At 43.7% G+C, this 21,790-nt stretch carries 22 protein-coding genes; 17 read left to right on the top strand and 5 right to left on the bottom strand.

The genetic code is table 11. The features are described 5' to 3' along the window. The first annotated feature begins 214 nt into the window (after nucleotides 1-214). Nucleotides 215-1,114 carry an arginase gene (gene rocF / locus C509_RS0111525; protein WP_018707094.1) on the top strand — a complete coding sequence of 300 codons (900 nt, stop codon included), beginning with the start codon at nucleotides 215-217 and terminating at the stop codon, nucleotides 1,112-1,114. 42 nt (nucleotides 1,115-1,156) lie between these two features. Here rocF and C509_RS0111520 read toward each other — a convergent pair whose 3' ends face one another. Continuing rightward, a complete protein-coding gene (locus tag C509_RS0111520; protein WP_018707093.1) occupies nucleotides 1,157-1,336 on the bottom strand; it encodes an aspartyl-phosphate phosphatase Spo0E family protein in 180 nt (59 codons plus the stop codon). 176 nt (nucleotides 1,337-1,512) lie between these two features. On the opposite strand from C509_RS0111520, the gene sigW reads away from it, so the two are divergent. From sigW to C509_RS0111490, 6 genes are all read left to right on the top strand, one after another. Further along, nucleotides 1,513-2,076, top strand: a complete 564-nt coding sequence (gene sigW, locus C509_RS0111515) for an RNA polymerase sigma factor SigW (RefSeq protein WP_018707092.1) — start codon at nucleotides 1,513-1,515, stop codon at nucleotides 2,074-2,076. Nucleotides 2,077-2,081: 5 nt separating this feature from the next. After that, nucleotides 2,082-2,708 carry an anti-sigma factor family protein gene (locus C509_RS0111510; protein ID WP_342664520.1) on the top strand — a complete coding sequence of 209 codons (627 nt, stop codon included), beginning with the start codon at nucleotides 2,082-2,084 and terminating at the stop codon, nucleotides 2,706-2,708. A gap of 322 nt (nucleotides 2,709-3,030) precedes the next feature. Beyond that, nucleotides 3,031-3,846, top strand: a complete 816-nt coding sequence (cdaA, locus tag C509_RS0111505; RefSeq protein WP_018707090.1) for a diadenylate cyclase CdaA — start codon at nucleotides 3,031-3,033, stop codon at nucleotides 3,844-3,846. Further along, complete coding sequence (locus C509_RS0111500) at nucleotides 3,839-5,086, top strand: CdaR family protein (RefSeq protein ID WP_018707089.1); 1,248 nt, start codon at nucleotides 3,839-3,841, stop codon at nucleotides 5,084-5,086. Before cdaA ends, C509_RS0111500 begins: the two co-directional genes overlap by 8 nt. A gap of 91 nt (nucleotides 5,087-5,177) precedes the next feature. Then, a complete protein-coding gene (glmM, locus tag C509_RS0111495; RefSeq protein ID WP_018707088.1) occupies nucleotides 5,178-6,527 on the top strand; it encodes a phosphoglucosamine mutase in 1,350 nt (449 codons plus the stop codon). 224 nt (nucleotides 6,528-6,751) lie between these two features. Then, entirely contained in the window at nucleotides 6,752-7,558 is an 807-nt protein-coding gene (locus C509_RS0111490) for a CPBP family intramembrane glutamic endopeptidase (RefSeq protein ID WP_018707087.1), read from the top strand. A gap of 48 nt (nucleotides 7,559-7,606) precedes the next feature. Here C509_RS0111490 and C509_RS0111485 read toward each other — a convergent pair whose 3' ends face one another. Together C509_RS0111485 and C509_RS0111480 are read right to left on the bottom strand one after the other, a co-directional pair. Continuing rightward, complete coding sequence (locus C509_RS0111485; RefSeq protein ID WP_018707086.1) at nucleotides 7,607-7,876, bottom strand: alpha/beta-type small acid-soluble spore protein; 270 nt, start codon at nucleotides 7,874-7,876, stop codon at nucleotides 7,607-7,609. Between the two features lie 44 nt (nucleotides 7,877-7,920). Beyond that, nucleotides 7,921-9,084 (bottom strand): MFS transporter, encoded by a 1,164-nt coding sequence (locus C509_RS0111480; RefSeq protein ID WP_483852523.1) that lies wholly within the window; start codon nucleotides 9,082-9,084, stop codon nucleotides 7,921-7,923. Between the two features lie 246 nt (nucleotides 9,085-9,330). Between C509_RS0111480 and C509_RS0111475 the strand changes: the two genes are divergently transcribed. The 8 genes from C509_RS0111475 to C509_RS0111440 all read left to right on the top strand — a co-directional run bounded on the left by C509_RS0111475 (nucleotide 9,331) and on the right by C509_RS0111440 (nucleotide 17,332). Then, entirely contained in the window at nucleotides 9,331-10,488 is a 1,158-nt protein-coding gene (locus C509_RS0111475; protein ID WP_018707084.1) for an ABC transporter substrate-binding protein, read from the top strand. Between the two features lie 93 nt (nucleotides 10,489-10,581). Continuing rightward, the gene (locus tag C509_RS0111470; protein WP_018707083.1) at nucleotides 10,582-11,466 is read left to right on the top strand and encodes a branched-chain amino acid ABC transporter permease; all 885 of its coding nucleotides are present in this window, start codon (nucleotides 10,582-10,584) and stop codon (nucleotides 11,464-11,466) included. A 4-nt stretch (nucleotides 11,467-11,470) separates the two neighbouring features. Continuing rightward, nucleotides 11,471-12,424: a branched-chain amino acid ABC transporter permease gene (locus tag C509_RS0111465; protein WP_018707082.1), complete on the top strand. Its 954-nt coding sequence runs from the start codon at nucleotides 11,471-11,473 to the stop codon at nucleotides 12,422-12,424. After that, nucleotides 12,421-13,191 (top strand): ABC transporter ATP-binding protein, encoded by a 771-nt coding sequence (locus C509_RS0111460; protein WP_018707081.1) that lies wholly within the window; start codon nucleotides 12,421-12,423, stop codon nucleotides 13,189-13,191. The genes C509_RS0111465 and C509_RS0111460 overlap by 4 nt, the downstream gene beginning before the upstream one ends. Next, nucleotides 13,184-13,885 carry an ABC transporter ATP-binding protein gene (locus tag C509_RS0111455; protein ID WP_018707080.1) on the top strand — a complete coding sequence of 234 codons (702 nt, stop codon included), beginning with the start codon at nucleotides 13,184-13,186 and terminating at the stop codon, nucleotides 13,883-13,885. Before C509_RS0111460 ends, C509_RS0111455 begins: the two co-directional genes overlap by 8 nt. Before the next feature lie 361 nt (nucleotides 13,886-14,246). Then, on the top strand, nucleotides 14,247-14,969 hold the full coding sequence (locus C509_RS0111450; RefSeq protein ID WP_018707079.1) for a (Fe-S)-binding protein: 723 nt from the start codon (nucleotides 14,247-14,249) through the stop codon (nucleotides 14,967-14,969). A gap of 165 nt (nucleotides 14,970-15,134) precedes the next feature. Then, on the top strand, nucleotides 15,135-16,553 hold the full coding sequence (locus C509_RS0111445) for a LutB/LldF family L-lactate oxidation iron-sulfur protein (RefSeq protein ID WP_026319817.1): 1,419 nt from the start codon (nucleotides 15,135-15,137) through the stop codon (nucleotides 16,551-16,553). Then, nucleotides 16,550-17,332 (top strand): LutC/YkgG family protein, encoded by a 783-nt coding sequence (locus tag C509_RS0111440; RefSeq protein ID WP_018707077.1) that lies wholly within the window; start codon nucleotides 16,550-16,552, stop codon nucleotides 17,330-17,332. Before C509_RS0111445 ends, C509_RS0111440 begins: the two co-directional genes overlap by 4 nt. Nucleotides 17,333-18,227: 895 nt before the next feature. Here the strand turns inward: C509_RS0111440 and C509_RS27015 are convergent. Further along, the gene (locus tag C509_RS27015) at nucleotides 18,228-18,698 is read right to left on the bottom strand and encodes a nuclease-related domain-containing protein (RefSeq protein WP_245542466.1); all 471 of its coding nucleotides are present in this window, start codon (nucleotides 18,696-18,698) and stop codon (nucleotides 18,228-18,230) included. Nucleotides 18,699-18,755: 57 nt separating this feature from the next. Next, nucleotides 18,756-19,085: an MGMT family protein gene (locus C509_RS0111425; RefSeq protein ID WP_018707075.1), complete on the bottom strand. Its 330-nt coding sequence runs from the start codon at nucleotides 19,083-19,085 to the stop codon at nucleotides 18,756-18,758. Between the two features lie 933 nt (nucleotides 19,086-20,018). Between C509_RS0111425 and C509_RS0111420 the strand changes: the two genes are divergently transcribed. Both C509_RS0111420 and C509_RS0111415 read left to right on the top strand, forming a co-directional pair. Further along, the gene (locus tag C509_RS0111420; RefSeq protein WP_018707074.1) at nucleotides 20,019-21,014 is read left to right on the top strand and encodes an ABC transporter substrate-binding protein; all 996 of its coding nucleotides are present in this window, start codon (nucleotides 20,019-20,021) and stop codon (nucleotides 21,012-21,014) included. Between the two features lie 9 nt (nucleotides 21,015-21,023). Next, nucleotides 21,024-21,788 carry an ABC transporter permease gene (locus tag C509_RS0111415; RefSeq protein WP_018707073.1) on the top strand — a complete coding sequence of 255 codons (765 nt, stop codon included), beginning with the start codon at nucleotides 21,024-21,026 and terminating at the stop codon, nucleotides 21,786-21,788. The last annotated feature ends 2 nt before the right edge of the window (nucleotides 21,789-21,790 follow it).

Genomic DNA, 21,790 nt, shown 5'->3' with positions numbered 1-21,790 from the left:
GGTGCCTATCGACTAGCAGCCTTCGCGCCTTCTCCTACGATAAGTCAACATCGCTCCGCGTGTTTCCTTTATCTCGTCGAAGGCACTCCAGCCTGTACGTCGATGGACAGGCCCCTCCCCTTTTCTGCATATATATTCACTTTTTTGTCCAGTTGAGTCATTTGTCACTCTCGCGATAGAATATAGGCATTATATTGGCGAAGGGGGAGAGCGTATGAGAAAGAGACTTTCAATTGTTGGGGTCCCCATGGATTTGGGACAGATGCGGAGAGGCGTCGATATGGGGCCAAGTGCAATGAGATATGCGGATGCCGTGAAACGCTTGGAACGCTTAGGATATAATGTTGAAGATTTGGGAGATATTGATATAGATCTTATAGATGATGACAAAAATGTCCCGCCTTCTTTGAGGAACTTGAAAGCGATCACAAAAGCAGCGTTAAAATTGGCTGATTGTGTGGATTCCATTATTAAAAAAGACAGTTTTCCGCTGGTTTTAGGAGGCGATCACAGTATTGCAATCGGATCGCTTGCTGGTGTGGCAAAGCACTTTCGAAATCTGGGGGTGATCTGGTATGATGCCCATGGAGATTTAAACACGGATGAAACATCTCCTTCTGGCAATATCCATGGCATGCCATTAGCCGCCAGCCTTGGGTTCGGACATTCCGAGCTGACCGGTGTCGGGGGCTTCCATCCGAAGGTGAAACCAGAGAATATCGTCATCATTGGTGCGCGGGAACTTGATCAGGGCGAAAGGGATTTGATCAAGGAGCAATGCATCAAAGTATATACGATGCATGAAATTGACAGGCTGGGAATGACAAGGGTCATGGAAGAGACAATTGATTACTTAAAACACAGAACAGACGGTGTTCATTTATCCCTTGATTTGGATGGTTTGGATCCCCATGATGCTCCGGGGGTAGGAACGCCGGTGCTGGGCGGTATCAGCTATCGTGAGAGCCATTTGGCGATGGAAATGCTTGCGGAGTCAGAGATCATCACCTCTGCGGAATTTGTGGAAGTCAACCCTATTTTGGATGAAAAAAATAAGACAGCGGAAGTCGCTGTCGCATTGATGGGTTCTTTATTTGGTGAAAAACTATTATAGATCGCCCTATTTAGAACATATCCGTAAACGAGCAGCAGCTCATTAATAACTGCTGCTCGCCTGTTTCCGCTCAATAAAATGATATCTATTTAACAACTGGTCCAATTGATCGCTGAGATATATAACGCGTTCATCCGCAAAGGAAAGTGATAGTCCCAATTCGACCATTTCTTTTCTTCTTTCCTCGATTTTCTTTAACAGCACTTCCTTTTCCCTATTCATCATCTATCCCTCGCATAGTGATTATTAACAACTGTTTAACCGTTTTTTCCAAAGGTTAAACCCATTCCACCTCGCTCTGTAAAAATTTGTTATGATAGAAAAGATGATTAATTTGAAACCTTTTTTTGAATGGGGCGTATATAAAGAGAACCGCGCAGGCGGGAGGGTTAAATGAGATGGATAAGCTGGTGAATCAAAGAATCAGGCAGGTTTTAAAAGGCGATCAGGAAGCATTTGGTGAAATCGTAGAGATATATAGAGATAGGATTTTTTCCCTTTGCTACCGGATGCTTGGAAATCGGCATGAAGCGGAAGATATTGCCCAAGAGGCATTTGTCCGGGCCTATGTCAATATTGAAAGCTTTCAGTTGAACCGTAAATTTTCCACATGGCTATATAGGATCGCCACAAATCTTTGCATTGATCGAATCAGAAAGAAAAAGCCTGATTACTTCCTTGATGCTGAAATTGCAGGAACAGAAGGCTTGACTTTATATTCACAATTGGCAGCAACAGGAAAAACGCCTGATGCAGAAGTTGAAACTATGGAACTTCAGGAAATTGTGCAAAATGAAATTTTGCGATTGCCGGACAAATACAGGTCGGTCATTCTACTCAGATACATTGATGACCTTTCCCTAAATGAAATCGCAGAAGTGTTGGAAATGCCGCTTGGCACGGTGAAAACAAGAATTCACCGAGGCAGGGAAGCACTTCGCAAAAGATTGCACAATATGTGAGAAAGGTGAGAAGGAAATTGAAGGCTTGTTCAGAAGAGATCGTTCTCTATATGCAGGAATACATGGACGGGGATCTGACACAAGATAAAGAACGTGTATTGAAAGAACACTTACAAAAGTGCCAGGACTGTCAATCACATTTTCAGGAATTGAAGCGAACAGAAGCATTGGTGAAAAGTGTCTCTCGAATTGCAGCTCCGGCTCACTTTACAAATCAGGTCATGGCCCGCCTCCCGAAAGAAAAAAATATAGTGGGAGTTAGACGCTGGTTTAGGCATCATCCTATGCTGATCGCCGTGTCAGTATTCTTTGTATTAATGGCAGGAAGTCTTGTCAGCGGATGGAATGATGACCAAAAGTTTGCATTTACAAAAAAACCTAACATAATTGTGGAAAATGATACAGTGATTGTTCCTGAAGGTGAAGTGGTCGACGGGGACCTAGTTGTGAAAAATGGGAATATCAGGATAGAAGGCCAGGTAGATGGGAATGTCACCATCATCAATGGGGATAAATACATGGCTTCTGCAGGGAACGTGACTGGTAATATAGATGAAATAGACGAAATGTTTGAATGGATTTGGTATAAAATGAAAGAGGGAGGGAAAAAAATAGGTCAATTATTTAAATGAATGTAACATGACTGCACACGCAGTCTTTTTTTGTAAGGAAAAGAACATTTTTAGTAAAAAGAGACGGCCTGTTTCAACGCCTTGGCCCTCCGCTTTTCTGTAGCGGCTGAAGAGCTGACTAAACAAAATATGTATTGTTTACCGCGCAGCACAAGGCGCTCGAGCTTTTATGAAATTTCCTTGGCTTTTCCAAAATAAAACTTTATTGGGTTATTGTCGGCAAATGCCTCCGGAATATTTTTATGTTATAATAAGTTAGTTAAAAATTGGTTTGTCTACAACATTTGATGTCAGCGCTTAAAAATTAGATGGAGGAAAGATTATGTCGTTTGCCGACCTTTCTATTATGGACTACTTGTCCCGCATAGTGGATATTTTCCTCGTTTGGTACGTTATATATAAGCTGCTTATGATTATACGCGGTACAAAAGCGGTACAGCTTTTAAAGGGTATTTTTGTCATCATCATCGCCAGGTTTGTCAGTGAATACCTTAATTTGTATACGCTGAGCTGGATTCTGGAAAATGCCATTACTTGGGGGTTCCTTGGCATCATTATCATATTCCAGCCAGAACTGAGGCGAGCCCTTGAACAACTTGGACGCGGAAGTATTTTTACAAGAGGCGGCATCCAGGAAGAAGAGGAATTGAAACAAAGGGTGACCGCGATCACAGACGCCATCAGTTATATGGCGAAGCGGAGAATCGGTGCTTTGATTTCAATTGAGCGTGATACGGGCATGGGCGATTACATAGAGACCGGGATTCCGCTCCAATCCAAGTTGACTTCGCAGCTGCTGATCAATATCTTTATCCCTAACACGCCATTGCATGATGGGGCCGTCATTATACAAAAAGATCAAATTGCCGCCGCGGCTTGCTATCTTCCTCTATCTGAGAGCCCATTCATTTCTAAGGAGCTTGGTACGAGGCACCGGGCAGCGGTGGGAGTCAGTGAAGTGACGGATGCTTTGACAATTGTCGTTTCCGAAGAAACAGGACATGTATCCGTGACACAGAACGGTGAACTTTTTAGAGATCTAACTTCTGAAGAATTCCAGGAATTTCTTGAAAAAGAATTGGCCAAACAGACTTCCTCAACACTTTGGAAACGAAAGGGGAAGAAACAAAATGGATAAATTCATGGATAACCCCTGGTTTGTAAGAATTGTGGCCATGGCGCTTGCACTTCTTCTGTTTCTGTCAGTTCAGGACTTAGGGAATAAAAACGAAGCATCCAGGCCAAACGGAATGGAGAACAGTGAAGTGGAAACTATCACTGATGTTCCGCTGGAGAAATATTATGATTCCGAAAACCTTGTAGTGACCGGAGTGCCGGATACGATAAATGTGACGATCGAAGGACAAAGAAGGTTTGTGGAAGCGACAAAGCGTCAAAGAGATTTTACCGTCTATGTTGATTTATCTGATCTAAGCATTGGAAACCATCGTGTTCCGATTTTATATAAAGATTTTTCAGAGAAACTGAAGGTGAAAGTAGAGCCTGTTTACGTGGAAGTTTCCATTCAGGAGAAGGTGACACAGGAATTTCCAGTGGAACCGGAATTCAATAATAATATACTTGCTGAAGGATTTGAGGCGGAGCAGCCAATCGTTGAACCGAATAGAGTCCAGATTACCGGCGGAAAAGAAACGCTTGAAAAAATTTCCTATGTTAAAGCATCGATCGATGCAAAAGGGTTGATTGAAGAAACTATTAAACGGGATACGAAAGTGACTGTTCTGGATCGTGAATTAAACAAGCTTGATGTCATGGTCGAACCTGAGTATGTAACAGTAACCGTCCCGGTAAATAATCCGAGAAAGACGGTTCCGCTTAAGATCAAGCAGGTCGGATCACCTCCTGAAGGGACTGTCATCAAGCGAATGGAAAGCGATATTGATGAAGTCATGATTTTTGGCTGGACAGATAACTTAAAATCGGTCAATGAAATTGAAGTGGAAGTGGACGTCAGCAAAGTGAGCAAGGATGAAGAATTGGACGTACCGATTAAGAGGCCGGATGGGATTAATAAAATTACTCCTGAAATAGTCAAGGTGAAAATCGTGACGGACAAGGCTAAAAAGAGTGAGGAAACAAATTTGAGTGAAGTACCAATCGAAAGCAAGGGCTTAGCGGAAGGCTTGGATGTTGAGTTTTTGTCACCTGAGGATGGAGCAGTATCCATTAAGGTCGAAGGCAGCAAGGCCCAGTTGAAAAAGGCTCAAGAGAGCGCGTTTGAAGTGTTTATGGACATGGAAGGGCTGCAGGCGGGTGATCATGAAGTGAACCTGGAAGTGAAAGGGCCGAAAGACATCAAGTGGGAACTTTCAACAGACAAGGCAAGGGTACGGCTTAAGGAAAAAGAAACTGTTTAAACATGGCAGAAAAGGTTATACCAATATTTATGCTTAATTTCTGTTAGATGACTGTTTAAACATAGGTGAAAGAAGGAGCGATACAATCGATATGGGTAAATATTTTGGAACAGACGGAGTAAGGGGAGTGGCCAACGCGGAGCTTACTCCGGAGCTGGCGTTCAAATTGGGCCGTTTCGGAGGTTATGTTTTAACAAATAGCACGGAACATCCCAAAGTTCTGATTGGACGGGATACCAGGGTTTCCGGACATATGTTGGAAGGTGCGCTTGTGGCGGGGCTTCTTTCCATCGGAGCGGAAGTCATGCGTCTCGGCGTTATTTCAACTCCGGGAGTGGCATATTTGACAAAAGCTCTCGGAGCTCAGGCTGGGGTAATGATCTCAGCATCCCATAATCCGGTTCCTGATAACGGCATTAAATTTTTCGGCCCGGACGGTTTTAAGCTTTCAGATGAAGAGGAGGCCAAAATTGAAGAGCTCCTCGATTTGGATGAAGATAACCTTCCTCGCCCTACAGGAGCGAATCTTGGAATCGTGAATGACTATTTTGAAGGCGGTCAGAAATATTTACAATTCCTTAAACAAACAGTGGATGAGGAATTTACCGATATTCACGTGGCTCTTGATTGCGCGAATGGTGCAACATCCGCTCTTGCAACTCACTTGTTTGCAGACCTTGATGCCGATACATCCACAATGGGTGCGTCGCCAAACGGATTAAATATTAATGATGGGGTGGGGTCTACTCATCCGGAAAGCTTGGCAGCTTTCGTAAAAGAAAAGCAAGCTGATATAGGCTTGGCATTCGATGGTGACGGCGACCGTCTTATCGCGGTTGATGAAAACGGAGATATTGTTGATGGAGATCAAATCATGTACATATGTGCAAAACATATGAAAGAAGAAGGCCGCCTGAAACAGGATACCGTCGTCTCCACTGTCATGAGTAATCTAGGCTTCTATAAGGCCTTGGAAGCAAACGGCATGCACAGCGTACCGACAGCTGTAGGCGATCGCTATGTCGTGGAAGAGATGAAGAAAAATGATTATAATTTGGGCGGAGAGCAGTCCGGACATATTATTTTCCTAGACTATAACACGACAGGGGACGGTCTTTTAACGGGACTTCAACTTGTAAATATTATGAGATTGACGGGTAAGCCTCTCTCAGAATTAGCAAAAGAAATGAAGACATACCCGCAGAAACTTGTGAATGTCAAGGTAAAGGACAAACATCACGTGACAGATAATGAAATAGTGAAAGCTGTCATAGAGGAAGTGGAAGCGGAAATGAACGGAAATGGCAGAATCCTTGTCCGGCCTTCCGGAACAGAACCGCTTGTCCGAGTGATGGCAGAGGCTCCGACAGAGGAAGCTTGTGAACAATATGTACAGCGAATTGCTGATGTTGTAAAAAGGGAAATGGGATTGGACGAATAATAAACTTGAAAAAATGCATGGGCAGCGTAGAATAAAGCCCCCATGCATTTTTTGTAAGATATTGTTCTTTTCGAAAAGATGTAACAAAAAGAAAGGTATAGATTAAAAATGAAGCTGTACGGGAAATACTTTTTGAAAATTCATCCCTTCGATCTTTCATAGTCGGGCCATCTTGTTAAATATACAATTCAATAAAACACCTCGCCATTACGGAGGCATTAGTAATGAGAAAGTTGATAGGTTCAATTTTAAAAACAGTTATCTTTTTTATTGGATGGGCAATTTTGATTTCTATTATTCCTGATATACAAACAAATAACCAGGCATATATGCGATTATGGTGGGAATTTAAACCACTTGCTTTAGTAGTTTTATTGTCCGTTATTTTTGTTTCAGTAATAGAAAAGGGTAATATTAAGATCCCCATAACTTCAAGATTTTTAATAAATACCCTAAAAGGTGTTGTAATAGGTGTCTTATGGTTGGGAAGCGTGGTATCTGTCCTATTTCTTACAAAAACAATGACTATACAAGGTCAAAACAATATTGATTATATATGGATTTGGATTTTGGCATCACTATTAAATGTTGCAATGCAAGAATTGTTGCTGAGAGGTTATCTATATCAATTATGGAAGCAAAAGTATAATGTAATTGTGGCAACCATTTTGACTACTATTTTATTTACAGCGATGCACGGTGGCGCATTTGAAGCAGGTATTATCCCAGTGTTTAATGTTGTTTCAATGAGTATAGTTGTAACATTGCTATTAGAATACACAGGTACTATAGTAGCATCAATCATTGCTCATTTCATTTGGAATACAATTGGAGCGATTATTCTTGGTAGTGTTTCTTTGGCAAGTGATTATCCAAATCTTTTAAACAGCACGTTTCAAGGAAATCCATTAATATCAGGAGGCATCTACAAAATTGAAGGCAGTATTGTCGTTTTACTTGTTAATTTAATTCTTATTACATACTTGTTTATATTAAATAAAAGAATGTCTAGCTCAAAATTATATGAATAAGTGTACTTATACATTAATCCGCTGATCCTTTCGGACAGCGGATTATCTTTATTTCTTCATCTGTTCTTGAGCCATTTTAATCATCTCTTTGACCATGTTGCCCCCGATTGGCCCTCCGATTTTGCCGGCCTGCTCGGATGTCAATTGGCCATTGTACCCTTCTTTTAACGGGATGCCTTGCTCCTCAGCAACTTCGTATTTTACATGATCCGGTTTTTCAGGGTTCACCCGGTATCCTTTTTCCTTCATTACCCGGGCCTTTAGCTGATCCAATTCTGCTCTGGCTTCGGGTACCAAGATTTTATTGTTTCTGGCCATTAGGAAAACCTCCTTACGAGATAGTGTTCCCCTAATGACAGCAGCTATGCTCCGACAGGAATCGCATTTTTAATCAATTTGATAAAGGCCGTTGCAATACAGAGTAAGATCCCCGTGAATAAAAAGCCTCCGTTTGCAGAGAGCTCCAATAAGCCTGTGAGGCCAGAACCGGCCACGACCCCGATGGAAAAAAAGGCATAGAAATAACCGTAAGCTTTCCCCCGATTTTTGTCTGTTGTTGATTCAATGAGCAGTGAGTTGATGGAAGGGAAAAGGAAGGCAAATCCTATACCGTACAGTGCCATGAATACAAACAGAAGGGACAGGCTTTCAAAAAAGCTGATACAAATCATGCTGATTGCCATCGTCAACATACCGAATGCTAGGGTGTTAATTGGTTTTAAGTGATCAAAAAGCCGGTTGGTCGGAAGGATAAAAATTAAAACCGCGACGACCCCGAACGTACTTAACAGCATTCCGCTTGTCTGTGCATCATTTCCAAGAGCTTCCACTTTCAAAGGGAGCATATAAGCAAGCACTCCCTGAGAAAACATAAGGAAAAAAGCTCCTACGAATGCTTTAAGAATTGGACCTCTCAAGGATAACTGGTGAACCGGGCTCTTTGTTTTCTGGAATGCGGGACTGGAGGCAAGGTTTTTTTTCCTCAGGATAAAAAAAGCGAGTATTCCCAGTACGAGTATCGCAATGCCGGTAACCTGCAAGACTGTTACTTCAGTTGTTCTGCTGGCCAAGATGCCACTGAAGGCAGGCCCCAAGATAGCGGCGAGCCCTATGAATGCCCCGGAAAGGGCGACGCCTTTGCCTTTTTCACTCTTGACAGCTGTGTTTGCCATGAAAGTGAATGCGGCCGGTACAATTAGTCCGGCATGCAATCCATGAATAAAACGGACAAACAACAATAACAGAGGGTCAAAAGCAAGTTGATACAAAAACAGGGAAGCACTGGTCAAAAGCAAGCCTGCAAGCAGTATGAGGAAAGGCCCTTTTTTATCTGTCAAAAAACCTGAGACTATATTGCCGATCATATTTGAGAATGAAAACATCCCGACAACGAGGCCGGTCACAAATGGTGTGGCCCCAAGTGAACCTGCTAGCGGTGTCATGATGGGCAATTGGGAAAATAGATCAAAAAAGGAAAAGAAGATAATGATATAAACAAAAATGCGCATTAAAAATAAACACCTCAATAATGTTATCAAACTCTATTCTCTCGTGTTCCTACCAATTAGGCAAGAAGTTAGGCTTTCGCATATGACGCCTATATATAATATTTTTTAAGTCCTGCAGTGAAAAACAGTATAAAATCAACCTTTCGACAATATTAAACAATAAGTCACAAATGTTTGGCATTTTTGTAAATGGCTCTATTATTTACAGATAATATTGTGTATTATTAATAAATGTAAGATTTTATTAAATTAGGGGGAAGAAAGATGTCTTTAAAAAGAACATTCTTACTTGTCGCACTTTTTGGCACCTTCTTGCTTGCGGCATGTGGGGGAGGAAACTCTGCGAGCAATGAGTCAGAAAATAATGACAAAGGAAACGGAGAGACGATAGAGGCCAAAGTCGGGGTCATTTCATGGTTAACCGGTTCCGGAGCAAGTTATGGAGAGGCTATCACAAATGGGCTCAAGCTGGCTAACGAAGAACTTACAGAAAAGGGAGAAGTAAAAATCGACCTTTTGATAGAGGACTCTGCGGGAGCCCAAGATCAAGCGTTGTCTGCAGCACAGAAATTGATGAACAATGAAAACGTCTCAGCTATTATTGGGCCGACGTTAAGTACAGAGATGAATGTTGTAGGACCGGAAGCTGATTTGAACGGTATTCCGATCTTGGGGACATCTACAACTGCAGATGGCATTCCGCAAATCGGGGAATATGTATTCCGCGACTCTATTCCTGAGGCTGTCGCAATTCCGGCTTCTGTCAAAAAAGCTGTTGATGAATATGGTGCGAAAAAAGTTGCTCTTATTTATGGAAATGATGATGTATTTACGAAATCCGGTTATGACACCATGAAGAAAACAGTGGAAGACATGGGGCTTGAAGTTGTAACAACTGAAACTTTCCAAATTGGACAGTCCGATTATAAAGCGCAATTGACTAAAATTAAAAACCTTAAGCCTGATTTAGTTCTGGCCTCCGCTCTTTATAATGAAGGAGCCGTGATTTTGGACCAGGCAAGAAAAATGGGTATTGATGTACCATTCGTAGGAGGAAATGGATTTAACTCACCGGAGATCATCAATATTGCAGGCGATGCGGCAAATGGCCTCATCGTTGCTACGCCATGGTTTGCCGGCAAAGATAATGAAAAAGTACAAAACTTTGTTAAAAAATACAATGAAGCTTATGGAAAAGATCCTGACCAATTTGCTGCGCAAGCCTACGATGGACTTTATTTAATGGCAGAAGCGATCAAAGCAGCAGGTGAAGAGGATCCGGATGCCATTCGTGATGGTTTGGCAGGAATCAAGGATTTTGAAGGTGTCCTTGGAACAATGTCCTTTGATGAAGATGGGGACATCGTTATGGAGCCGACGGTATTGATCATTGAAGATGGAGAGTTTAAAGAGTTTAAGTAAAACATTCACGGATTTGATATCAAGCCTCCGTTCCTGAACGGGGGCTTGTATGCCGAAAATCAAAGTAGATTTGAAAACGGGAGGAAAAATAATTTGTTACTTGAACAGATAATCAACGGTCTGACTCTCGGAAGCATATATGCGATCGTTGCTCTCGGCTATACTCTCGTGTTTGGTGTGTTGAATATCATTAACATGGGCCATGGAGAAATATTCATGTTCGGTGCCTTTATGGGAGTATTAGTTACAAGTGTACTGGGTATGCCCCTTTATGTCGCTTTTATCGCGGCTATCATCGTGACCGCGGTGTTAGGTTATTTAATGGAGCGCTTGGCACTCCGACCGCTGCGAGGAAAAAAGGGAGTATCGCACTTGGCGCCGTTAATCAGTACAATTGGTGTATCCATATTTTTGGAAAACCTTGCACATCATTTATTTGGAGCCGGAAATAAACCGTTTAGAACGCCGCTTTCCGAAATGAGTATTCAGATTGGGTCAGTTTCCGTATATTATGTGCAAATTGTTATCTTTGTTATCGCTATTATTTTGATGGTGGGGCTATCATTCTGGCTATCCAAAACAAAAGCGGGCAAAGCATTGAGAGCAAGTGCCGAAAACTTGGAGATTGCAAGCTTGCTTGGAGTAGATACGAAAAAAATGATCACACTCACTGTTGTCATTGCCTCGGCAATGGGAGGGATTGCCGGCGTACTCGTTGGACTGGCATTCAACTCTGTTGCACCTCAAATGGGCTTATCTATCGGATTAAAAGGATTGGCCATCATTATTCTCGGAGGAATGGGAAGCGTCAATGGTGCTATGGCCGGCGGACTGATTTTGGGTCTTTCAGAAACAATGGTTGTAGCTTTTGGGGATTCAGGATACAGGGATGCGATCGCATTTGTTGCCATTATTGTTATTTTAATCGTACGGCCGCAAGGAATCTTTGGCAAGGCTGCTTCGGGAGATAGGCGGTGAGGACATGTTAGAATTCATTAATCCATATTACTTACAAGTTGGGTCTTTTGTATTAATTAATATTTTATTGGGCGTCAGTATGTACGTGACTCTTTCAACCGGCCAGCTTTCACTCGGGCATGCGGGATTCATGAGTATAGGAGCCTATACAACAACCATACTGACATTGAACTATGAAATGCCGATGATTGTCGGAATTGTTGCAGGAGCGGTACTCGCATGTATTATCGGTGTGATAGTGGGCTTTCCGGCGCTAAGATTAGAGGGCGTATATTTGGCGATTGCCACTCTTGGTTTTGGTGAAGTCATCCGGGTACTCCTTATCAATTGGGAATCTCTTACTAAAGGAGCAGTCGGTATATCCGGCATTCCGCATCTGGGCCGGGAAGTGCTTGCTTTTAGTAAAGACATTGGTTTTAAACCAGACATGCTTGGACTTAGAAATAACCAATTTATCAGTCTTGCAGTCTTTCTCATTTTATTAATCATCGTAGTGGCGGTCATCGCCTTTTTTATCAGACAAGAACATTCTAGGATCGGCCGTGCCTATGCATCGATCAAGATGGATGAAAGAGCCGCTGAAGCAATGGGTGTAAACATTACGTATTATAAAATCCTGGCATTTGGGCAAGGCGCCTTGATTGCAGGGTTTGCCGGCGCCCTTTATGCACACGTAACCGCTTATATAAGCCCGTCTGACTTTGCTTACCATCGTGCGGTGGAAATATTGATTTTTGCTGTATTTGGAGGAAGTGAAGTTATCTGGGGGCCAATTTTTGGCTCGATCTTTTTGACGTCCATGCCGGAAGTGCTTAGATTCATCAGCGATTACCGTTTTATGGTATATGGTGCACTTTTGATTGTCATGATGGCATATCGTCCACAGGGCCTTATTGATGCAAAAGTGATCAATTGGTTCAAAAAGAGGGGACGGGGGCAAAGGAGGAAAGCTTCATGATACTGGAGATCGATCAAATAAGTAAAAACTTCGGTGGTATCCAGGCATTGACAGATGTATCGTTTTCCATCGAAAAAGGCGAAGTGTTGGGCTTGATCGGCCCGAACGGAGCAGGGAAAACGACGATGTTTAACATGATTACTGCCATGTATCCTCCTTCTGGCGGTCAAATATCTTTTCATGGGGATCAATTGACAAATTTGAAGCCCCATCAAATTACCAAAAAAGGAATCTGCCGCACATTCCAAAACATCCGGCTGTTTCCTGAAATGACTGCTTTGGAGAATGTGATGGTAGGCAATCATTGCCGTCTGGATTCGGGCGTTTTCAGGAGTGTTTTCCGGACAGGATTCCAGAAAAAAGAAGAGGTGGCATTGAGGGAAAAAGCGAGGCAATTATTGAAGACAGTTGATTTAGCCGAGCATGTGGATACTTTGGCGGAAAACCTTGCTTACGGACAGCAGCGACGTCTTGAAATTGCCCGCGCGCTGGCAAGTGATCCGTCACTCCTTCTCCTTGACGAACCTGCTGCAGGAATGAATGAAAGAGAAACGAATGAGTTGTTCGATCTGATTCAAAAAATTAAAGAACTTGGTATTACGATTTTATTAATCGAACATGACATGCCGCTGGTCATGCGTGCGTGCGACCGGATTGTTGTATTGAACTTCGGAAAGAAAATTGCGGAAGGATTGCCTAAAGAAATCCAGAACAACCAGGAAGTGATTGAGGCATACCTCGGGAAAGAGGAGGATGACCTTGCTTAAAGTAACAAATGTCAGTACTTACTACGATAATATACAAGCTTTAAAGGAAATCAGTTTAGAAGTGGAGCAGGGGAGCATCGTAACGATTTTGGGAGCAAACGGAGCAGGAAAAACGACAACAATGAAAACCATAGCAGGGTTATTAAAACCCCGAACAGGCTCCATTCAATTTTTAGGTGAAGATGTAACCAAGCTTCGTCCCGATCAGCTTTTACGCAGGGGATTGGCACTTGTCCCCGAAGGCCGCGGGATTCTAGCGAATATGACCGTTTTTGAAAATCTTGAAATGGGCGCCTACCATCGGAAGGACTCCGGGGTAGCGGAGGATTTGGAAATGGTGATGGAGCGTTTTCCCATTTTGCGTGAAAGGAAGTCTCAGCTTGGCGGTACAATGTCCGGCGGTCAGCAGCAGATGCTGGCAATTGCACGAGCAATCATGTCAAAACCCAAGCTGCTTCTTCTGGATGAGCCATCCATGGGACTAGCCCCGCTCATCGTGGCAGAGATTTTTAAAATCATCAAAGAAATCAGCGAATCCGGTACAACTGTACTTCTTGTAGAGCAAAACGCTCGCCAGGCTTTGCGAATAGCAGATTATGGGTATGTTTTGGAGTCTGGACGTGTGGTGGCAAACGGTGCTGCGCAGGAACTGCTTAGCGACGAGCGGATCAAAGCCGCCTATTTGGGATATTGATGAAATAACTTGGACGAGATTTTTTAAAAGCCCCGGGGATTTTTTCCGGGGCTTTTCCGTTGGATAGTTGAGCGTAAAGTGATAATCTTTTCAAAAAAGGGTTTTTCTTTAAGTAGGTGTGTGGTCTAGCTCAAGGCAAATCGTCGGAAGGGGGGGAATGGCAGGGAAGTTTATTCGGATGGAATGTTAAAGCATTCGGCAAATTTCATAGCAGAGCTGTTTATACCTCTCACGATTAATTGAAGTCAGCAGCTTCGCTGTAGTGGTTGAGAACTGCCTTTCAATTTTCTTGTCATCTAGTACTGTGCGCCTTGAATTTTGCTTGAACTTATAATGCTATATGATGATTGGAGGGAAGAGGATGAAGGTATCATTATTTATTACATGTTTGGCTGATGTTTTTTACCCGGAAGTCGGGATGGATGTCGTTGAAGTCCTGGAACGGGCGGGCTGTGAAGTGGATTTTCCTGAAGGGCAGACTTGCTGTGGCCAGCCTGCATACAGCACTGGATATCTCGAAGAAGCCAAAGAGGCCATGAAGCAGATGATCACGACATTTGCTGATTCGGAATATGTAGTTACACCATCCGGATCCTGTGCCTATATGTTCAAAGAATATCCTGAATTTTTTAAAGGAGATTCTTATTGGGAGGACAAAGCAAAGAAGTTAGCTGATAAGACATACGAATTTAGCCAGTTTCTTGTAGAGGTATTGAAGGTGGAAGATGTGGGAGCCTCTTTTGAGGGACGTGCAACCTATCATAAGTCATGCCACATGACCCGTCTGCTCGGTGTGAAAGACGCTCCTATGACTCTATTAAAAAATGTAGAGGGCCTGGAGCTTGAACCTTTGCCAAGAAGCCAGGACTGCTGCGGGTTTGGCGGAACATTTTCAGTAAAAATGGGTGACATCTCGTCAGCGATGGTTGATGAAAAAGTGGAGCACATCAAGGAAACTGGAGCAGATGTCCTAATTGGCGGAGATTGCGGATGCTTGATGAATATTGGAGGAAGGATAAAGCGGGAAGAACTACCAATCAAAGTGATGCATCTTGCTGAAATGTTAAATAGGACTAAAGCATAAGCGTCAGTTTAAAGATTGGCCGGCAAGATTCGGAAAAAAGTTTCCGTCTCCCTTCAATTTTTTTGGGTGTTGGGCTATCTTGCAGGGCGACAGGCTCAAGCAGCGACGTCCTGTCCGTCAAAGCTGGAAAATGATTCATATCTTTTAAAGAAAGGGGAGAGGCAAATGGGAATTAAAATTGGCAGTGCCGCATTTGATGCGCGTACAGATGAAGCGCTTCGGGATCCGGATGTACAGAGGGCAGTTCCTCCTGCACAAGAACGGCTTCAATCCGTCCGATTAAAGGCGGTCGATGAGCTGGGCGACTGGGAACGCTGGCGGGATCTAGGTGAAAAAATCCGCTCACATACGATAGAAAATCTTGATTACTATTTGACTGAGTTAAGCGAAAATGTGGCGAAGAGGGGCGGACATGTGTTTTTCGCCGAAACCGCAGAAGATGCCAATCAGTACATTGAAAAGGTTGTCCGCCAAAAGCAGGCAAAAAAAATTGTAAAATCAAAGTCGATGGTCACAGAGGAGATCGGTTTGAATCCAATTTTAGAAAAGGCCGGCTGTGAAGTAGTTGAAACGGACCTCGGCGAATATATCATTCAATTGGATAATGACCATCCGTCTCACTTCATCGGTCCCGCCCTCCATAAAACGAAAGAACAGGTAAGGGATATTTTTACAGAAAAAAGGGGGTACGCCGGTACCGAAAAGCCGGAGGAGCTGACACAGTTTGCTCGCGAACAGCTTCGGAAGGAATTTTTGTCAGCTGATATCGGCATAACCGGATGCAACTTCGCAATCGCAAATTCAGGTACTGTCGGAATTGTGACGAACGAGGGGAATGCGCGGCTTTCGACTACGGTGCCGAAGACGCAAATTACCGTCATGGGAATGGAGCGGCTTGTTCCGACATGGGCTGACTTCGAAGTGATGGTTTCTCTGCTATGCCGGAGTGCAGTTGGACAAAAACTTTCAACGTATGTAACGGCCTTGAGTGGTCCAAAGATGGAAGGTGAAGCAGATGGACCAGAGGAATTCCATTTGGTGATCGTCGATAACGGCAGGTCCAGTATCCTTGGAACGGAGTTCCAATCGGCATTGCACTGCATCCGCTGTGCGGCTTGCGTCAATGTATGTCCGGTATACCGCCATATCGGCGGTCATGCATACGGATCGATTTATCAGGGGCCGATTGGCGCTGTCCTCACGCCGCTTTTAGGCGGATATGAGGAATACAAGGAGCTTCCATATGCATCCTCATTGTGTGCGGCATGCACGGAAGTCTGCCCGGTGCGCATTCCGCTGCACGAATTGTTGTATAAACATCGCCAACGAATCGTCCAGGATGAAGGTCTTGCCCCTGCTGGAGAAAAGATGGCGATGAAAACGTTTCGTACAGTCACATCATCCAGCCGGCTTTATAGGATTAGTACAAAATCTGCAACAGTTGTACGCGGAATGATTACCGGCATGTCGAAGGGCGGACCGAAACCGATCAGGGGCTGGACACAGTCGCGCGACCTTCCTTCCGTCGGGAAAAAAAGATTCCGGGACCTGTATAAGGAACGGAAAAAGGGGGCGGGGAAATGAGTATTCATAACTCTTTGTCGCAGGTGGACGGATCCGCTTCTGAAAAACTTCAGCATGGTAGCTCTTCACAACCACAGGGAGAAATATTCAACCGTGACAGCTTCCTCAAACGCTTGGCGAAAAATTTTGGCCGGGAACGTGTAAAAGAAAAACCTGTCTGCCCCGATTGGGGTTCCAAGCCGCAATGGGAAGTTCTTTCCGGCCTATCGGGTGATGGACTGGTTGAAGTCTTAAAGAATCAGTGTCTGCTCGTTCACACCGAAGTGATCGAAACAGATAAGGAGAGGTTGGGATCAGCCTTAAACGAAGCTCTTGAACGGAATAAGTGCCAATCAATTGTAAAATGGAAGGATCCCAGATTTGTAGAGTTCGGACTGGACAAAATATGGGAACAGGAAGATTATGATGTTTATGAGTGGGATTCGCAAGATCGGGAAGCGGCCATAGCCGCAGCTGAACGGGCCGATGTCGGTATTACCTTCAGCGATATAACACTGGCTGAATCCGCAACAGTCGTCCTTTTCTCAGGAAAAGGTAAAGGCCGTTCCGTGAGCCTGCTGCCGAGGGACTACATTGCAGTCATTCCGAAAAGCACCATCGTTCCTAGGATCACCCAGGCCGCTGCTGAAATCGACAGACGGATTGCGGACGGAGAGGACGTTGCATCCTGTGTCAACTTCATTTCCGGACCGAGCAACTCCGCCGACATCGAAATGAGTCTCGTTGTCGGTGTGCACGGACCTGTCCATGCCACCTATATCATTGTGGATGACGCTTAACCGAAATGGGTAGGAGCGCGTCGATTCCCTGTGGGGATGACTGGCGCGCTCCAACTCACTTATAAAGTTGCGGTTCTCTTATGGAAGCTGCAACTCCTTTTATAAAAGCTACCACTCTCTTATAGAAGTGTCACTCTCGTATAACAGTTCCAACTCACGTATAGAAGGTGCCACTCACTTATAACAGCTCCAACTCTCGTATAACAGCTGCCACTCTTTTATAGCAGCTCCAACTCTCGTATAGAAGGTGCTACTCACTTATAACAGTTCCAACTCTCTTATGAAAGGTGCCACTCACTTGTAACAGCTCCACCTCTCGTATAACAGCTACCACTCACTTATAACCGCTCCACCTCTCATATAGAAGGTGCCACTCACTTATAGCAGCTCCACCTCTCGTATAAGTCTTTTTAATGAAAATCTAAGGTATATCTACGATAGCGGCAGGAACCGGTTCTGTTTAAATCCATAGAATTTAATATTCTAGAAGCAATATTCATATCAACTCCAAGAAACTCTCTGCAATCCTTATTTGTCATTTCGCGCCCCATTATAAGAAACCACTCCCTAACCCCGCGTTCATGTGCTCTATGATCAAGGCATCCGCATGAACGACAGAGCCAGCTCCTTTTGATTTTAACCATCCCGATTGCCCCGCAATGGAGGCAGATGACCCCGGTTCGAATGTCCTTTCTTGGAATATTGTAAGTTTCACAGACAGGCCTTGGAACATAATTGATGTGACGATCTAGAAATTCTCCAGCTAGCCAATTGAATGTTTTCTGATCGAGTAACGTTTCTTTACGGGGCAAATCCATAATATAGAGAGGAACATGATTGGGGAATAACACTGGGGTCTTTGCTGGGGCCCGATCCAGAATCTGCTTTGGATACGCTAATACGACAGCTCGGAAAACGGGAATATCGATACCATTTGACTTAAGCCAGCCTTCAAGCAGTTCCCATTGCGTTCTACTTGGGCTGCCGGGCTTTCAAATCCATCAACTTCTCCAGTCTCCCGGGTACGGATCAATTGGGAAGGGTTGTCCCTAAATTCCAATCGTCCTCCAATATTTTTTACTTCAAGAACAAGAGCATAAAATGGGGTTAGAAACAGAGAGTCTATTTGAAAAGGAGCAGTCGATACTAAGGAAAGGTCATGAATCACTCTGTGTTCAAATGGAGATGAGTGTTTGTGAAGTGTTTCAGTCAGCTTTATTTCACCAGAAATGCCAGCTTCGAGGGAAAATTCTTTTGCAGTTAAAATAGGAATTGCTGCATGTCTCGGGTGCAGCCGTTTGATAGAAGCCTGTACACCTTCTAAAGGAAGTGACCTTCCTCTATACTTGATAACGATATATTCCACCTCCAAATTAGTTTACAAGTATCCTAGCATAATTTGTAAGCGCATTCCATAGAAAGTTTATCCCAGTATCCAGTCCATCCCCTCACCGGCAGGCCCCTCCCAGCGGAACTTATTCATATCAACCCGTCCTCGTCCATCTACTTCTACTCCTTCCAGCTCAAGGAGCTGCCTCTGCCTGTCCGCTTTAAACACGACAATCTCTCCCTTCGCATTAACTATCCGGTGCCACGGCAACTTATATTTGGCACTCATGGAATACAGAAGTCTTCCGACTTGCCTGGCGCCTCTATGATTACCGGCAATCGTGGCGATTTGCCCATAAGAGGCAACTCGTCCAGAAGGAATTTGCAATATGACATCTATTACTTTTTCTGTAAAATCATCCATCCAAACCACCACCCATATATATAATAAAATTTTTATATAGTAAAGGGGAACCCATCACTTGTCTGTCAGAGTTGCCTTGTTCAACCCGACTGTTTAACTGAATCGAACTACCTTTCCACGAAAACTATGCGCACTTATCTTGTTCTAGTGCATGAACCTTTTACCGGAATTTGATTCCCTGAGTCACCGCTCCTGTTCCTAGTAGTCAACCTTGCTCTCAGTATAGCAAAATTTCTCTGATATAATGATTTCCCGAATCACACAAGATTCCCATGTTACAAAAAGCCCAGAATTTCAGAAGTTTAATGAGGTCCGCTTTATCAGGCTGTCTCTATTAAAGACTACTGCCTTCGTGCTGAATTTTCTACCGGGCCAATCGATTCACCGCATCCTCATCTCAATGCAAATATGTACGTAGTCTAAGGGAAATTTTACCACTGGTGAAAAAGAACATTCCGTTTCAGAAAAATACGTTGTACACTGTACAGATCATGAAATGCTTATGATTGAAATTACTTGGGACAGGCCTTTTTCGCATCTACGTTCTACTTGCGAAGGATTAATCATTTTTTTCTGTCGTTCATAAAAGTTCCACAATTGACTCTATTTTGCCAGGTAAAAACTATTTCTTTATACTCACAATTGTTTTAAAATAGAGCTAGTGCGTTTGGAGCATATCCGGCGGACTGTTTTTTTCTTGCTAGTACGCTGCAACAGGTCGTCGCTGCATGGAGCAAGCCGACAGACAGGACGTTCTAGTGTATGTGATGCGACAGGGCATTTTCTGCCAAAGAGGCTGGCGACGTGATGCTTTGGCAGGCCACCAGTGGCGGCTTAAATTAGCGCTTTATGCTTTTTTAATGGCCTGTTGACACCCGTATGCTTTAGTATGGTAGAGTAAAAAAGTATTTTGAAAACGAGGGGGAAGTCAAAATGAAGTTTAAAATTTTGGCCATCAGCATGGCGATTTTCATGCTTATTGCTGCTGGATGCTCTAATAGCTCCAATGGAGCAAAGGAAAAAGGCGACGGAAATAAAGAAGATACACAAACGATCAAAGTGGCTGTTCAGCCATGGGTTGGCAATGGACCTTTCTGGATTGCGGAAGAAAAAGGGATCGATGAGAAACACGGCATCAAAATAGAGACCGTTTCTTTCGAGCAGGATTCCGATATGAACGCTGCTTTTGCATCTGATAAAGTGGATGTGGCGAATCTTGCAACTCATACAACCATCCGGATGAAAGCCAACCAGGATTTGGACATGAAAGCGATCATTTTTATGGATGAATCTCATGATGCAGATGCTATTTTAGCTGCAAAAGACATTAAGTCAGTAAAAGACCTCAAAGGGCAAAAGATCGCTTTTGAAGAGGGAGCGACATCGGAACTTCTTCTCCAGCAGGCTTTAAGCGAAGAGGGCATGACGCTGGATGACGTTGAAACAGTATTTATGCCGGCGCCGCAGGCAGGCCTTTCTATAATTTCCGGCGATGTAAAAACAGCTGTTACTTATGCTCCATACATTAAAGAAGTGTTGGACAAGAAGAAGGATGAGGGAGTGCATCTTTTATATACAGGGGATGACTCACCCGGTTTGATCAGTGATATTGTAGTAGCTAAAACGAAGTTCTTTGAAGATAACCCTGAAGCGAAAGAAAAGCTCCGTGCGGTTTGGGACGAGGCCCTTCAATATTGGAGAGACAATGAAGAAGAAGGAAACGAAATCGTAGGTAAAGGGAGCGGTATCACCGCTGATGAATTGCCATCCATTTTGAGCGGATTGAAATTTTACAACAGTGAAGAGCAAGCAGATAAAGTCAGCTCCGGTGAGTTGAAAAAAGCAGCGGAAAACATTCAAACGCTTATGTTGGAAAGTGGAAGTATGAAGAAAGAAATCAATCTAGACGAAATATTTGATATGGAATAGTTGGTAAAGATGAAACGATATTCAATCATTTCAACAATCAGTGTATTTTTCATTTTTGCAATATGGAGCATTGTAACGTACGGGGGCTACGTAGATCCTCTCTTTCTACCATCACCGAGTGACGTGATTCGCGCAGCAATGGAAGAGATTGAAGAAGGCATCTTTTTTAAAGACATCGGCGTCAGTTTTTACCGGATCTTTATGGGCTTTTTTATTTCTACCTTGTTCGCTCTGCCGATCGGAATTATGATGGGGACTTCAAGGGCGTGGCAGTCCGTCTGGGAGCCGATAGTCGGCCTGGTCCGCTATATGCCGGCGGTCGCTTTTATTCCACTGTCCATTTTATGGTTCGGCACAACAGATATACAAAAATTCTTCATCCTGTTTCTGGGAGTATTTTTCCAGGAAGTAATCATGGTTGCCGACAATTGTAAAACCGTCAATCGTTCACTTGTTGAAGTCGGAATGACAATCGGCTTGAAAAAGTTTGAGATTGTCAAAGATATCGTGTTCAGGGCGGCTTTTCCGGGTATCATGGATACGTTCCGGACGACATGGGGATGGGCATGGACCTATCTCGTTGTGGCTGAACTCGTCGCCGCTTCTGAAGGGCTCGGATTCCGGATTATGCAGGCGCAGCGTTACCTTGCAACGGATAGGATCATTCTCGGAATCCTTGTGATCGGGCTTCTCGGTCTGATTACAGATATGCTATTCAAGTTGTTATATCACCGTTTATTCCCGTGGAAGGAATCAGCCAAGGTAAAAGAATGATG

The sequence above is a fragment of the Siminovitchia fordii DSM 16014 = CIP 108821 genome, from assembly GCF_000374565.1.
GTDB classification, from domain to species: Bacteria; Bacillota; Bacilli; order Bacillales; family Bacillaceae_C; genus Siminovitchia; species Siminovitchia fordii.
This window is presented reverse-complemented; position numbering and strand designations above follow the sequence as displayed.

Excerpts from the sequence above, each read along its gene's own strand:
- rocF (WP_018707094.1), top strand. The coding sequence starts at position 215 with ATGAGAAAGAGACTTTCAATTGTTGGGGTCCCCATGGATTTGGGACAG.
- C509_RS0111520 (WP_018707093.1), bottom strand. The coding sequence starts at position 1,336 with ATGAATAGGGAAAAGGAAGTGCTGTTAAAGAAAATCGAGGAAAGAAGA.
- sigW (WP_018707092.1), top strand. The coding sequence starts at position 1,513 with ATGGATAAGCTGGTGAATCAAAGAATCAGGCAGGTTTTAAAAGGCGAT.
- cdaA (WP_018707090.1), top strand. The coding sequence starts at position 3,031 with ATGTCGTTTGCCGACCTTTCTATTATGGACTACTTGTCCCGCATAGTG.
- C509_RS0111500 (WP_018707089.1), top strand. The coding sequence starts at position 3,839 with ATGGATAAATTCATGGATAACCCCTGGTTTGTAAGAATTGTGGCCATG.
- glmM (WP_018707088.1), top strand. The coding sequence starts at position 5,178 with ATGGGTAAATATTTTGGAACAGACGGAGTAAGGGGAGTGGCCAACGCG.
- C509_RS0111490 (WP_018707087.1), top strand. The coding sequence starts at position 6,752 with ATGAGAAAGTTGATAGGTTCAATTTTAAAAACAGTTATCTTTTTTATT.
- C509_RS0111485 (WP_018707086.1), bottom strand. The coding sequence starts at position 7,876 with ATGGCCAGAAACAATAAAATCTTGGTACCCGAAGCCAGAGCAGAATTG.
- C509_RS0111475 (WP_018707084.1), top strand. The coding sequence starts at position 9,331 with ATGTCTTTAAAAAGAACATTCTTACTTGTCGCACTTTTTGGCACCTTC.
- C509_RS0111465 (WP_018707082.1), top strand. The coding sequence starts at position 11,471 with ATGTTAGAATTCATTAATCCATATTACTTACAAGTTGGGTCTTTTGTA.
- C509_RS0111460 (WP_018707081.1), top strand. The coding sequence starts at position 12,421 with ATGATACTGGAGATCGATCAAATAAGTAAAAACTTCGGTGGTATCCAG.
- C509_RS0111450 (WP_018707079.1), top strand. The coding sequence starts at position 14,247 with ATGAAGGTATCATTATTTATTACATGTTTGGCTGATGTTTTTTACCCG.
- C509_RS0111445 (WP_026319817.1), top strand. The coding sequence starts at position 15,135 with ATGGGAATTAAAATTGGCAGTGCCGCATTTGATGCGCGTACAGATGAA.
- C509_RS0111440 (WP_018707077.1), top strand. The coding sequence starts at position 16,550 with ATGAGTATTCATAACTCTTTGTCGCAGGTGGACGGATCCGCTTCTGAA.
- C509_RS0111425 (WP_018707075.1), bottom strand. The coding sequence starts at position 19,085 with ATGGATGATTTTACAGAAAAAGTAATAGATGTCATATTGCAAATTCCT.
- C509_RS0111420 (WP_018707074.1), top strand. The coding sequence starts at position 20,019 with ATGAAGTTTAAAATTTTGGCCATCAGCATGGCGATTTTCATGCTTATT.
- C509_RS0111415 (WP_018707073.1), top strand. The coding sequence starts at position 21,024 with ATGAAACGATATTCAATCATTTCAACAATCAGTGTATTTTTCATTTTT.